Annotated in this window: 10 protein-coding genes; 5 read left to right on the top strand and 5 right to left on the bottom strand. The window is 68.1% G+C overall.

Annotated elements, in window-relative coordinates; genetic code table 11:
• Positions 1–50 precede the first annotated feature (50 nt).
• The 4 genes from ABRP18_RS12425 to ABRP18_RS12410 form a co-directional block, all read right to left on the bottom strand.
• Positions 51–977, bottom strand: coding sequence for a serine hydrolase (locus ABRP18_RS12425; protein ID WP_349884750.1), 927 nt, complete (start codon positions 975–977; stop codon positions 51–53).
• Positions 974–2,362 (bottom strand): serine hydrolase domain-containing protein, encoded by a 1,389-nt coding sequence (locus ABRP18_RS12420; protein ID WP_349884749.1) that lies wholly within the window; start codon positions 2,360–2,362, stop codon positions 974–976. The genes ABRP18_RS12425 and ABRP18_RS12420 overlap by 4 nt, the downstream gene beginning before the upstream one ends.
• A gap of 142 nt (positions 2,363–2,504) precedes the next feature.
• The gene (locus ABRP18_RS12415; protein WP_349884748.1) at positions 2,505–3,851 is read right to left on the bottom strand and encodes a serine hydrolase domain-containing protein; all 1,347 of its coding nucleotides are present in this window, start codon (positions 3,849–3,851) and stop codon (positions 2,505–2,507) included.
• Entirely contained in the window at positions 3,848–5,335 is a 1,488-nt protein-coding gene (locus tag ABRP18_RS12410) for an amidohydrolase family protein (protein WP_349884747.1), read from the bottom strand. The genes ABRP18_RS12415 and ABRP18_RS12410 overlap by 4 nt, the downstream gene beginning before the upstream one ends.
• Positions 5,336–5,515: 180 nt before the next feature.
• Here ABRP18_RS12410 and ABRP18_RS12405 point away from each other — a divergent pair, with 180 nt between their 5' ends.
• The 5 genes from ABRP18_RS12405 to ABRP18_RS12385 all read left to right on the top strand — a co-directional run bounded on the left by ABRP18_RS12405 (position 5,516) and on the right by ABRP18_RS12385 (position 11,229).
• Positions 5,516–6,529 (top strand): LacI family DNA-binding transcriptional regulator, encoded by a 1,014-nt coding sequence (locus tag ABRP18_RS12405; RefSeq protein ID WP_046749709.1) that lies wholly within the window; start codon positions 5,516–5,518, stop codon positions 6,527–6,529.
• A gap of 262 nt (positions 6,530–6,791) precedes the next feature.
• Entirely contained in the window at positions 6,792–8,312 is a 1,521-nt protein-coding gene (gene mmsA, locus ABRP18_RS12400; protein WP_218867587.1) for a multiple monosaccharide ABC transporter ATP-binding protein, read from the top strand.
• Positions 8,309–9,679: a multiple monosaccharide ABC transporter permease gene (gene mmsB, locus ABRP18_RS12395; protein ID WP_349884746.1), complete on the top strand. Its 1,371-nt coding sequence runs from the start codon at positions 8,309–8,311 to the stop codon at positions 9,677–9,679. Before mmsA ends, mmsB begins: the two co-directional genes overlap by 4 nt.
• Positions 9,680–9,741: 62 nt before the next feature.
• Entirely contained in the window at positions 9,742–10,857 is a 1,116-nt protein-coding gene (locus ABRP18_RS12390) for a sugar-binding protein (protein ID WP_113680701.1), read from the top strand.
• A 123-nt stretch (positions 10,858–10,980) separates the two neighbouring features.
• Entirely contained in the window at positions 10,981–11,229 is a 249-nt protein-coding gene (locus ABRP18_RS12385) for a hypothetical protein (RefSeq protein WP_193761577.1), read from the top strand.
• Positions 11,230–11,307: 78 nt separating this feature from the next.
• Here the strand turns inward: ABRP18_RS12385 and ABRP18_RS12380 are convergent, their stop codons facing one another.
• Complete coding sequence (locus tag ABRP18_RS12380) at positions 11,308–12,741, bottom strand: DUF222 domain-containing protein (RefSeq protein ID WP_349884745.1); 1,434 nt, start codon at positions 12,739–12,741, stop codon at positions 11,308–11,310.
• Between the last annotated feature and the right edge of the window lie 38 nt (positions 12,742–12,779).

Below are 12,779 nucleotides of genomic sequence, written 5' to 3'. Positions count from 1 at the left end.
AGTGTTCGGGATGGTGCAGGTGGGTGGTGCAGGGGGATACGGGTCGGGGATCAGCGCGCGCGCAGGTCTTCGACGGCGGCGAAGGCGGCGCGTCCGATCGAGGCGTCCACGAGCGGCTGTCGGTCGCTGAGCGATGCTGCTCGAGTGAACACGGCCACCGCGTACTGACGGCCGTCGGGGTAGGTGACCACACCGGCTTCGTTGCGCCAGGTCGGGAGTGTGCCGGTCTTCGCGGCGATGCGCACCTCGGCAGGGAACCCGGAGGTGAGTCGGTGCGGCCAGATCTGCAGTGCCATGATGTCGCGCGCCTGACGACAGGCCTCCGGTGCGGCGGCGGCGTCGGTCCACAGCGCGTTCAGCACGGCGGTCACCTCGCGCGGCGTGGAGTGCGACGTCCGCAGCGGCTGCACGGCGTCGAGGGCGAGGATCTGCTCCGCGTTCGCTCCGGTCAACAGGTCGTCCAGGTCGCTGTCGGCCGCGCCGCCGAGGTCGGCGACCACCGAGGCGAACAGGTCTTCGCAGCACCCCACGAGCTGGGTCTGCCGCAGCGCGAGGTCGGAGATGACGCGATCGATGGCCTCTGCGCCCAGGCGGTGGTAGATGACGTCGGTCGCCGCGTTGTCGCTCATGGTCATCATGTTCAGGGCCAGATCGCGCCAGCTCATCTCCACGTCGTCCGCGAAGCCGGCCGTGCCCACCCCTCCGATGCGGTAGCGCGCCGTCACGGTCGTGCGCGCCGCGGGGTCGAGCTCTCCCGCGGCGACCGCGCGGACGAAAGCGGTCAGCACCAGGATCTTGAAGACCGAGGCGAGCACCACCGGCTCATCGGCGCCAACGGTCACTTCAGGACCGCCCTCGACACCGATCTCCCTGGCATGGAGGAAGCCCGTGGCTCCTGCCTCTGCGAAGATCTCGGCGATCCGTCGTTCGACGCCCGTCGTGTCCGTTTCCGGTACGGCGGCCGCGATGCTGCTCATGCGTCCACCCGGCGGTCGGCTCGTCCGGTGTGCAGGTACAGAGCACGTCCGCTGCCGTCGTCGCCGACGAAGGCGTGCGGCATGCGCATCCCGTTCTGCGCTTCGCGGGGGAGCAGGGTGTCGCCGGCCCAGCCGATCAGCTCGACGGGCTCCGGCGCCGGCCCCAGTTCGGCGAAGATCCCCTTCATGGTGCGTTCCAGCCAGATGCGGCCATCGTCGTCGACCCGCACGGTGGAGTCGGAGACCGACGACGAGTACGTGCCGAGGATGCGCTCGAGGTCGATCGCGACCGGGGAGTCGGGGATCGACGGCAGCTCCGGGACCGTGACCCCGGCGAGGGCGGCAAGCACCTTCGATGTGATGGCATGGTACGCATCGACCGTGCGTCCGCCGTTCGTGAGCACCGCCACCGCGACTCCGGCGCCCGGCACCATGCGCAGGAATGCGTTCTGGCCGATCGTGCCGCCGTCGTGGCCGATCACGGGTCCGCCGTCCCAGTCGAAGATCTCCCAGCCCAGACCCCAGGCGTCGCCCATCAGGCCGAGTTCGGGCAGGTCGACCTGCCGTTCCTGCATGGCCAGCACGCTCTGCTCCGAGAGTACCCTGGTGCCGTCGGCGGCGACGCCGCCGTCCAGATGCATGCGGGCGTAGGTCACCAGGTCTCGCGCCGTCATGGCGAGCATCGATCCCGCGGGGGCGTTCGAGCGCACCAGGCTCCACACCGGCGCCGGCACGGGCTCGTCGCTGCCCTCCGCGGGGATGTGCCCGAGCGCCGCGCGGAACATGATCGCCTCCGCGGCCGTGGTGGCGACGTGAGTGAGCCCCAGGGGAGCGGCGAGGTGGGTACGCAGCGCCTGATCGTAGGACGTGCCGCGCAGCACTTCGACGATGCGGCCGAGCACCACGAACGCGGCGTTGTTGTACGAGAACCGCTCGCCGGGAGCGAAGAGCTGCGGGGCGTCGGCGATCGTCGCGAGGTACTTCTCCACCGCGTCGTCGCCCACCCCGGTGTCGTTGAACAGGTCGCCCTCGAACCCGCTCACGTGGCTCAGCAGCTGACGAGGGGTGATCGCGCTCGCCGCCGTGTCGTCGCCGATCGTGAACTCCGGCACCACCTTGCGCACCGGGGCGTCGAGGTCGAGCAGACCCTCGTCGACGAGCTGCATGATCAGCGTGGCCGTCCAGGTCTTCGTGATGGACCCGATCTGGAAGACCGAGTCCTCGTCGGCTTCGACGCCGGTGTTGCGATTGAGGATCCCGGCTGCGGTGGTGAAGATCTCGCCACCGGCCAGGATCGCGACGGATGCGGCAGGGATATGCGCGTCGGCCAGCATCGTGGGAAGGTTCTCCCGCACCCAGCTGCCGATTTCGTTCAGGTCGGACACGTGCGCTCCTCTTCGTCGAGTAGGCCGTCGTCTTCGGGCGACGGCGATGGGGCCGAGACTATTCGGGCGATCCGACGCCTCGTTGGTTCCCGGCGACGAGACTTGCGCAGACCTTGGTGCGGCCGGACGAACGTTCCCCGAGTCAGCGCCGCCGCACGGCGCGCAGACCCACATGGAGCAGTTCGGGGCCGCCTTCCGTCTCGTCGAGGAGACGACCGACGGGCTGGGCGGCATCCGTGATCAGGGCGCCGTCGGCACGCACACGCAGTCGCAGGGGCGGCCGCGGAGGGATGCCGAGCGCGGCGATGTCCGCACGCAGCACCATCGCGAACTCGAGAGCATCACCCGCGCGGGTCACGTCGTAGTGCCACTGCCCGGCGTCGTAGATGCCCACCACGTCGTCGAGCCTGTCCGCGGGGCCGAGCTCGACCTTCTCCGGCGCCTTCTCGATGCCGCGAAGGTTGCGGAAGCACCAGTCGACGACGGCCGTCCCCAGCGCTTTCCCGCCACCGCTGTTGGTCAGGACCGTGACCGCGAGGTCTTCGTCGGGGGCGAGGACGAACTCGCTGAGCTGCGTGTCGGCGATGTTCCCTCCGTGCATCACGACCCGCGCCGAACCGTGATGGCCGAGCAGCCACGGCAGACCGATCGCATCGACGGGCGGGCCGGCCGCGAGGTGGGGCTGCTGCATCAGGAGTCGCGTGGCGTCGCTGACCGGCGTCGTTCCCGAGGTCTCGCCGCGCATCTGGAAGCGGGCGTATGCGAGCTGATCGCGTACGGACGACACGATCCCGCCCTCCGGTGCGATGTCACGGGTCAGCGGCCAGTGCGGGAACGTCGTCATCGCTCCTGACCCGTCGGGGACGTGACCCACCGCGTGCGGACGGGCGATCACATCCCAGGGGAAGAAGAACGTCGCCGACATGACCAGTGGATCGAGCACGACGCGCTGCACGGCACGTTCGAACGTCTCGCCGGTGACCCGCTCGATCACACGGCCGAGCAGCCGGATTCCCGCGTTGCTGTACGAAGCGATGGTGCCGGGAGGGAAGAGCTGCGGGAGCTCGGCGAAGGTCGCGACGTTGCGGGCGAGGGCATCGTCGTCCCACCCGGGGCGCTCATCCGCATCGCCGAGGAAGCCGCCGGAGTGCGTGAGGAGATGCCGGATGCGCAGCTCAGCCAGCGCCTCCTCGTCGGCGAGCCGGAGGCCGGGGAGCACCTCGACCACGCGGGTGTCGAGGTCGATGGCCCCGGTCTCGACCAGATGCATCGCGACCGTCCCGGTGAAGGTCTTCGAGGTGGAGCCGATCTGGAACAGGGTGCGCTCCGTCACGGCTGCGCCCGTGTCGACCGCCGCGACACCGGTCATCGAGACGATCTCCCTGTCCCCGTCGATCACCCCGACGACCGCGCCAGGCACGTTTAGGGCAGCGGCCGTCTCATCGAGGAACCCCTGCAGGTCTGCGCTCGTCCCCCGTGCTGTGCTCATGATGCATCCCCCCGCACGGCGCGCCCCGGAAGCGCAGCGGTCACGAGCTCTCCTTCGTGCACGACGCGAGTGCCGTGCACGAACAGCTCCCGTACGCCCTGCGACGGTCGGGTCGGATCGGCGTAGGTCGCCCTGTCGCTCAGCGTCGTCGGGTCGATCACCACCACGTCCGCATCCGCTCCGACGGTCAGATGCCCCTTGCTCCGCATCCCGGATGAGACCTCGTCCAGCACGCGCGCGGGCAGGAAGGAGCAGCGGCGGAAGGCGTCGAGCCAGCTCCACGTGCCGCTCTCGAGCACCATGAGCCGGAGCGACTTGGCGAACGTGCCGGCGGTGCGCGGATGCGTGTGCCCACCGGGAGGGAGCGGCCAGTCGCGCTGCTCGTACAGCGTGCGGCCGTCGATCCCCGTCCAGGAGACCGGCATCGCGTCGCTCGCCACGATCGCGTCGGGGTAGGCGAGTGCGCGGTGCAGGTGCGCGCGGTCGAACGGATCGGCCTCGTCGAGGAACGTCACGATGCAGGTCGCTCCGGGGTCGGTCGCCCGCACCTCCCGCAGCCGGGCTTCGTCGGCGATGCGCTCGCCGGTGTCCACGAGCACCAGCGAGCTCGGGGTGATGCCCAGGCCCGGGAGCTTCTCGGGGGCGAGGAAGAACGCGCCGATCGCGGTGCTGCCCGCGCCGTAGGGGTAGGCCTCGACCGTGACGCGGGACCCGGCGGCGCGGCTGCGGTCGATCAGCCCCAGCACGCGGTCCACGTGCCGCAGCGAGGTGCTGTTCACGTGGCAGTGGTGCATCGCGGCACCCGTCTCGGCGGCGGCGCGGACGAGCTCCTCAGAGCCGTCGATCGGAGTGCGGGGGTCGGCTTCGATCAGCTCTCGCACATGCGTGAAGGTCGGAGCGTGCGCGGCGGCGGCGAGGCGAGAGAGGTCGAGGTACTCGTCCGGATCGGAGCGTGGCGCGTACCCCATGAGCACGCCGATGCCGAGGGCACCGGCTCCCAGCTCGTCCTCCAACAACCCCAGCCAGCGGCGGCGCTCCGCGGGGGAGGACGAGCGCTGCCACTCCGGCTTGCCGAGCAGGTCCATCGACGCGGTGAAGTCGGCGACGGGCACCCGGTCGAGGTGCGCGTACGCCCGCGCCTGCGACCAGGAGGCCGAGAATCCGTAGTTCAGCGGTCGGCCGTCCGCGGCGGCACGGGCGAGGGCTTCGGCGATGGGCATGAGTCCGGCTTCGAGGTCGAGTGCCGTGGTGACGCCGTCCATCGCCTGCAGCCGCTGTCCCGCGATGGAGTGCACGTGGCTGTGCAGGTCGACGAACCCCGGCCCGACGATGAGACCGGTGGCGTCAACCACCTCGGCATCGGCCGGCGCCGTGAGTCCGTCGCCGAGAGCCGCCACGCGCCCGTCGGCGAGGAGGAGGTCGGTGATCCGGTCGGTCTCCGTCTTCGGGTCGATGACGCGCCCGCCGCGCAGCAGAGTGTCCACGCTGTCACCCTGCCACGCGGGACGAGGGCGATCCGGTGCGGTGCGACGAAACCGGGTGGTGGTTCCGGTGCCGCCGTACAACCCGTTCTGCGCGCCCCGGTCCACGGGGAGGTGCACGGGAAGGCGTCGACAGACATAATGTACTGGGGATGTGACCGTGCACACGCAAGGAGGCAAGTGATGTCCACCGCCTCCGAGCGCGCCCGCCTGCCGAGTATCCGCGACGTCGCCCGCCTCGCCGGTGTCTCGCATCAGACCGTGTCCCGCGTGCTCAACGATCATCCGAGCATCCGGCCGGAGACGAAGGCCAAGGTGCTCGACGCCATCTCGGTCCTCGACTACCGGCCCAATCTCGCCGCGCGCGCCCTGGTCACCAGCAAGTCGAACATGCTGGGGATCCTGTCCGCGACGATCGGCGAGTTCGGACCCACCTCGTCCATCGCCGGCATCGAGGATGCGGCGCGGGAGGAGGGCTATTCGGTCTCGACGCTGAACCTCGCCGACACGACGCCGGAGGCGATCGGCCATGCGGTGCGGCAGCTGTCGCGTGAGCAGGCCGATGGGATCGTGGTGCTCGCCCCCCAGGTGCGGGTCTTCCATGTCCTGCGCGGCATGTCCGTCGACATGCCGTTCGTGACGCTGCAGACGGCGTCCGGATCCGACGGCGTGAGTCTGTCGGCGGACCAGGTGGCCGGTGCGAAGGCGGCAACGGAGCACCTCATCTCCCTCGGACACAGCGACATCCTGCACCTGGCCGGTCCCCAGGACTGGATCGAGGCGGAGTCGCGCATGCGGGGCTATCTCGACGGATTGCGTGAGGCCGATCTGCCCACGTTCCCGCCCATCCGTGGCGACTGGACGGCGGACTTCGGGTACTTCGCGGGCAAGGAGCTCTCGCTTCGACGCGACTTCACGGCGGTGTTCGCCGCGAACGACCTGATGGCCATCGGTCTGATGCACGGGTTCCGGGATTCGGGCGTGCGGGTGCCGCACGACGTGAGTGTCATCGGCTTCGACGACATCCCCGTCGCGGCACACGTCGCTCCGACGTTGAGCACCGTGCACCAGGACTTCCCCGAGCTCGGTCGTCGGGCGGTGCGGATCCTGCTCGCGGAGATCCGCGGCGAGCAGGTGCCGGCCTTCGGTCCGCTGCAGACGATCCTGCGCGCCCGCGAATCCGCCGTCGCCCGCTGACTCGTTCCCTGCGGCGCTGCGCGGAGGCTCGCGAACCCATCGAATCCTTTCGATCCGAGCTGTCGCCTGGGGGCTCGCGATCGCGCGCATCTCGGCAGTGTCACGGTCCGGATTCGAAATGCCGATGCCGACTTGACAGCAGTCCCGACGAAGACGACGATATAGCGATGTGAACGGTCACATCGAAGGTGACCGCACGTCGCGAGGAAGATCCGTGAGCACCACAGCAACGTTGCCTACCGTGTCAGGCCCCATCCTGGAGATGCGCAGCATCACCAAGGAGTTCCCTGGGGTCAAGGCGTTGGCCGACGTCTCCATCACCGTCCGAGCCGGCGAGATCCACGCGATCTGCGGTGAGAACGGCGCCGGGAAGTCGACCCTGATGAAGGTCCTGTCCGGGGTGTACCCCTACGGGACCTACGACGGCGAGATCCTGCTCTACGGCGAGGAGCAGCGGTTCAGGGACATCGCGGCCAGCGAGCAGGCGGGCATCGCGATCATCCACCAGGAGCTCGCCCTCATCCCCGAGCTCTCGGTCACCGAGAACATCTTCCTCGGCAATGAGATCCAGCGCGGTGGCCGCATTGACTGGACGGCTCAGAAGGAGCGGGCCATCGAGCTCCTCGCCCGCGTCGGGCTGAGCGAAGACCCCGACGCGCAGATCAAGACCCTCGGCGTCGGCAAGCAGCAGCTCATCGAGATCGCGAAGGCGCTCAACAAGGACGTCAAGCTCCTGATCCTCGACGAGCCGACCGCCGCGCTCAACGAGAACGACTCGCAGCATCTGCTCGACCTGATCCTCGGGCTGAAGGCCAAGGGCATCGCGTCGATCATGATCAGCCACAAGCTCAACGAGATCGAGCAGATCGCCGACGAGATCACGATCATCCGCGACGGCCGCACGGTCGAGACGCTCGACATCTCGCGCGGAGAGATCAACGAGGACCGCATCATCCGCGGCATGGTCGGTCGTTCCCTGGAGAGCCGCTACCCGGATCGCACCCCCGAGATCGGCGAGGTGTTCTTCGAGGTCAAGGACTGGTGGGTGCAGCACCCGACCGTGCCCGAGCGCATGGTCGTCAAGGGCTCGAACATCAACGTGCGCCGCGGCGAGGTCGTCGGCATCGCCGGTCTCATGGGAGCGGGTCGCACCGAGTTCGCCATGAGCATCTTCGGGCGCTCGTACGGCACCTTCCTCTCCGGAACCCTGATCAAGGACGGCCAGGAGGTCGCCCTGCACGACGTCGCCTCGGCGATCAAGCACGGGCTCGCGTACGTCAGCGAAGACCGCAAGGTGCTCGGACTCAACCTGCTCGACACGATCAAGCGGTCCATCGTCGCGGCGAAGCTCTCCAAGATCGCGCACAACGGCGTCGTCGACTCCCGTGAGGAGTTCTCGGTGGCTGAGCGCTACCGCAAGGCGCTGCGCATCAAAACGCCGTCGGTCGAAGAGGGCGTCGGCAAGCTCTCCGGTGGAAACCAGCAGAAGGTCGTGCTGGCCAAGTGGATGTTCACCGATCCCGACCTGCTGATCCTCGACGAGCCGACCCGCGGCATCGACGTGGGCGCGAAGTACGAGATCTACGCGATCATCAACGAGCTCGCCGCCCAGGGCAAGGGTGTCATCGTCATCTCCAGCGAGCTTCCCGAACTCCTCGGCATCTCCGACCGCATCTACACCGTCTTCGAGGGTCGGGTCACCGACTGCATCCCGGCCGATCAGGCGACACCCGAGGACCTCATGCGCAGCATGACCTCCACGAACCAGAAAGCATCCGCATGACCACCGACACCACCGCAACGAAGCGCGGCTTCCACTTCAAGGACATCACGAAGATGTTCGGGGGAGGGCAGTCGACCCTCCGTCAGTTCGGCATCCTCGGCAGCCTCGTCGTGATCCTGGTCGTCTTCCAGGTGCTGACGTGGATCTTCAAGGGCACCGGACTGACGCTGTCCTCCGGCAACCTGATCAACGTCGTCAACCAGTACTCGTACATCCTGATCCTGGCCATCGGCATGGTGATGGTCATCATCATGGGTCATATCGACCTCTCCGTCGGATCCGTCGCCGCGTTCACGGGCATCGTCGTGGCCAAGGCCATGGCCGACTGGAACCTCCCCTGGCCGCTGGGCATCCTGCTCGGTCTCGGTGTCGGCGTGCTCGTCGGTGCCTGGCAGGGGTTCTGGGTGGCCTACGTCGGGGTGCCGGCGTTCATCGTGACGCTGGCGGGCATGTTGTTCTTCCGAGGCGCGAACCAGTGGGTCGGCGACTCGCAGTCGGTGCCGGTGCCGCAGGGCTTCAAGGTGATCGGTGCCGGGTACCTGCCCGAGTTGCCGTTCATCCCGGTGGACTTCAACGTGCTCACGATGCTCCTCGCCCTTCTCGGGGTGGCCTGGATCGTGTTCTGGGAGTTCCGCACGCGTCGCATCCAGCGCAAGATGGGTGCCGAAATGGCGCCGGCGTGGGTGAGCGTCACCAAGGTCGTGCTGATCTCCGCCGTGATTTTGATCGCGGGCTGGCTGTTCGCCACCGGGCGCGTGGGCACCAGCTTCCCGATCTCCGGCATCATCCTGCTCGCCCTGGTCATCCTCTACTCGTTCATCACGAACAACACCGTCTTCGGTCGCCACATCTACGCGGTCGGCGGCAACCGGCAGGCTGCGCGCCTGTCGGGTGTGAAGGACCGCTGGGTCGACTTCTTCGTGATGATGAACATGTCGGTGCTCGCGTCGCTGGCCGGCATGATCTACGTCGCCAGGGCGACCGCCTCCGGTCCCCAGGACGGCAACGGCTGGGAGCTGGATGCGATCGCCTCGGTCTTCATCGGTGGCGCGGCCGTCTCCGGCGGGATCGGAACCGTGATCGGGTCGATCATCGGTGGTCTCGTGATGGCCTTCCTCAACAACGGTCTCGCCCTCCTGGGCGCCGGTGCCGACGTGGTGTCGATGATCAAGGGCCTCGTGCTGCTGTTCGCCGTCGGTGTCGACGTCTGGAACAAGCAGCAGGGACGCCCGTCGATCATCGGATTCCTCACGCGTCGCTTCGGCCGCAAGCAGGACCCGGCGACCGACACGTTCGATCCGACCAAGACGAACTACCCCACCAGCCAGAAGTACGAAGCCCCCGCCGTCGAAGAGACGCGCGGATAGTAGGGGCCCAGGCGCGTACCGCACGCGCACCTGGACCTTCACACACCAGAGAAAGAGATCACATGAAGAAGATTCTTCTGTCGGCGACAGCGCTTGTCGTCGCGGGCGCCTTCGCCCTCACCGGCTGCTCCTCGGAGCGCGGTGGCACCGGATCGGGAGCGGGGGAGGAGACCGCCAAGGGCTTCGCCGCCGACGCCACGATCGGTGTCGCCCTTCCGGACAAGACCTCGGAGAACTGGGTTCTCGCCGGTCAGCTGTTCACCGACGGCCTGAAGAAGGCCGGATTCAAGCCGGACGTGCAGTACGCACCGGCCAGCAACACGGTCGCCGAGCAGCAGAACCAGATCCAGGCGATGGTCACCGGTGGCGCCAAGGTCATCATCATCGGCGCGAAGGACGGCAAGCAGCTCGCCACCCAGGTCGAGGCCGCCCGTGACGCCGGCGTCACGGTCATCGCGTACGACCGTCTGATCGAGAACACCGAAGCCGTCGACTACTACGTGGCGTTCGACAACTTCAAGGTCGGTCAGCTGCAGGGTCAGGCTCTGCTCGACGGTCTCGCCGAGCGCGCGGGTCACGAGGCTCCGTACAACATCGAGCTGTTCTCGGGCTCGCCCGATGACGCGAACTCGGCCGTGTTCTTCAACGGTGCGATGGACGTGCTGCAGCCGAAGATCGATGACGGCACGCTCAAGGTCGTCTCGGGTCAGACCGAGATCGCCCAGACGGCGACCGAGGGCTGGAAGGCGGAGAACGCTCAGCGCCGCATGGACTCGATCCTGACGTCGACGTACAGCTCCGAGACGCTCGACGGCGTCCTGTCCCCGAACGACACCCTCGCTCGCGCCATCATCACCTCGGTGCAGGGTGCGGGCAAGCCGGTCCCGGTGGTCACGGGTCAGGACTCCGAGGTCGAGTCGGTGAAGTCGATCATGGAGGGCATCCAGTACTCCACGATCAACAAGGACACCACGCTCCTCGTCGAGCAGTCGATCAAGATGGTCGGCCAGCTCCAGAAGGGCGAAGAGGTCGACGTCAACGACACCGAGCAGTACGACAACGGCGTGAAGGTCGTTCCGGCCTACCTGCTCGACCCGATCATCGTCACCAAGGAGAACGCGGCAGAGGCCTACGCCAACGTCCCGAGCCTCCTCGAGATCGTGAAGTCGTACCAGTAAGACACATCGCTCCGCGACGCTCGTCGTCGCGGAACACGAGCCGTCCGGACCCTCGGGTCCGGGCGGCTCGTTCGCGTTGCGAGGGTGCTCGCGTCGGGTGGCTCCGATGATTACGGTGAAGGTGTGAAGCTCGCTCTGCGTCCGATGATCCCCGCCGATGCGGAGACGTTCGCGTCGTGGGCCGAGGATCCGGTGTTCCGCGCACACGCGGGGTGGAGCCAGGACACGACGGTCGATCGAGTCGCCTCGTGGTGGCGCGAGATCATCGAACACCCCGACCCCCGCTTTCTCGGCGCCGATTCGCGGTACCTGCGGTTCCACTTGTCACGGGCCGATTGGGTACGCGGCAGTCCGTTCAGGTCGGCACGCTGATCAGAAGCGTGCTCCTGAAGCGTGCTCCTGAAGTGTGCTCCTGAAGCGTGCTCCTGAAGCGTGCTCCTGCGAGGTGTCTCAGAAGCGCGGGCGAACTGGCTCGTCCGGTGCCGGCTCGTCTGGCGGTGACTCGTCGGTGAACACCACCGTGTTCTGGGGCGGTGGGCGGTCGATGTACTCGCGCCCGGTCGGGCTCGTCCATTCCAAGACGCCACCGCGGCGCTGCTCGACATGCCAGGGGGAATGGTGTTTGAGCATGTGATGTCGTCGGCAGAACGCGGAGAGGTTCGATTCGCAGGTGGCACCGCCGCTCGCGGCCGCATGATTATGGTCGAGGTCGCACTTTCGGGCGACGATCCCGCACCCGGGGAACCGGCAGCGTTGATCTCGGGCTCGAAGCTGTCGTCGCAGCCGCGCGTTCGGTCGGTAGCGATCCACCGCGAGCATCTCGCCGGAGATCGGATGCGTGAGCACCCGATCCCACCCGGAGGCGAGACCGGCGAGTGCTCGAGCAGTCGCCGTGTCGATCGGAACCACACCGTCGAGCTCGGCCGGCGGCGGCACGGAACCTGCTCGCGGCGGCACGGAACCGGGCACGAACGGGAGCCCCTGTCGTGTGGCATCGTCGCGGCCCATCAGCGTCATCACCGGAACCGTGACCTCGACGCGGGCCTCGATCTCTCCGAGCAGGCCGTCGGCGGTGTCGTGTCCGGTGGGCGTTCCGGTCAGCACGAGGTCGGTCAGCAGGTCAGTGCGCAGCTGATCGACCGTACGCGCCTCGCGGTCGTGCTCCTCGGTGGTGCTTACATCAGCGGTGCTTACATCAGCGGTGCCTTCATCAGCGGTGCCTTGATCAACAACGGCGCTCTGCTGCTTCACCGCATGAGCCATCTGCGAGAGCCGATCGAACATACCGTGCACGAGCACGGCGGGAGCCTGGACGCCGAGCTCGGCCATGCCGTCTTCGAGGTCGCGCACCCAGACCCGACGCCTCTCCCGCGCATCGAGGTGCCTCTCGGTGAGCGTGCGCTCCTGGAACCGCTCCGCGAGCCGGCGGGCCAGCCTGCGCAGCCGGTTGGGGGATTCGCCCGCGGCCAGTTCCACCGCCTCGTCAGCGAACGCCTGTCGATCGCCCGCGTGCTCGAGGTGCGCGCCCGCATCGACGATGACGCGCGAATGCGCCGCGCTGATGCGCCCCTCGCCCTGGGCCCGCCACACGGCCGGGAAGCGTTCGACCAGCCAGGAGGCGTCGGCCATCCGCCGTTCCACCGTGCGGTCGCTCACGCGCTGTGCGGCCCCGATCTCGGCGGCCACGGCGCGGATTGCAATGTCTCCCCGGTCGGGGTGCTCCGCGGCGCGGGCGATGTCGACGGCGAGGCGCCCTGCCATCGCCAGCATGCCGTCGCGAGCGGCGTGCATGCTGCTCAGCGTGGCCTCCGCCGCTTCGAGCGACGCGACCAGATCGGCGAGCATCGCCATCTGGGTGTCCGTCGCGTCGAGCAGTGCGTTCATGGACTCAGTCCATCATGGGCCACCGACATTCCGACGGC

It is taken from the genome of Microbacterium sp. WHRI 7836 (assembly GCF_040223885.2).
In the GTDB taxonomy this organism is placed as follows: Bacteria; Actinomycetota; Actinomycetes; order Actinomycetales; family Microbacteriaceae; genus Microbacterium; species Microbacterium oxydans.
The sequence above is the reverse complement of the archived record's forward strand: the minus strand, read 5'-3'. Positions and strand labels throughout refer to the sequence as shown.

Coding starts and splice junctions, on each gene's coding strand:
- ABRP18_RS12405 (WP_046749709.1), top strand. CDS start 5,516: ATGTCCACCGCCTCCGAGCGCGCCCGCCTGCCGAGTATCCGCGACGTC.
- mmsB (WP_349884746.1), top strand. CDS start 8,309: ATGACCACCGACACCACCGCAACGAAGCGCGGCTTCCACTTCAAGGAC.
- ABRP18_RS12390 (WP_113680701.1), top strand. CDS start 9,742: ATGAAGAAGATTCTTCTGTCGGCGACAGCGCTTGTCGTCGCGGGCGCC.
- ABRP18_RS12425 (WP_349884750.1), bottom strand. CDS start 977: ATGAGCAGCATCGCGGCCGCCGTACCGGAAACGGACACGACGGGCGTC.
- ABRP18_RS12380 (WP_349884745.1), bottom strand. CDS start 12,741: ATGAACGCACTGCTCGACGCGACGGACACCCAGATGGCGATGCTCGCC.
- ABRP18_RS12415 (WP_349884748.1), bottom strand. CDS start 3,851: ATGAGCACAGCACGGGGGACGAGCGCAGACCTGCAGGGGTTCCTCGAT.
- mmsA (WP_218867587.1), top strand. CDS start 6,792: ATGCGCAGCATCACCAAGGAGTTCCCTGGGGTCAAGGCGTTGGCCGAC.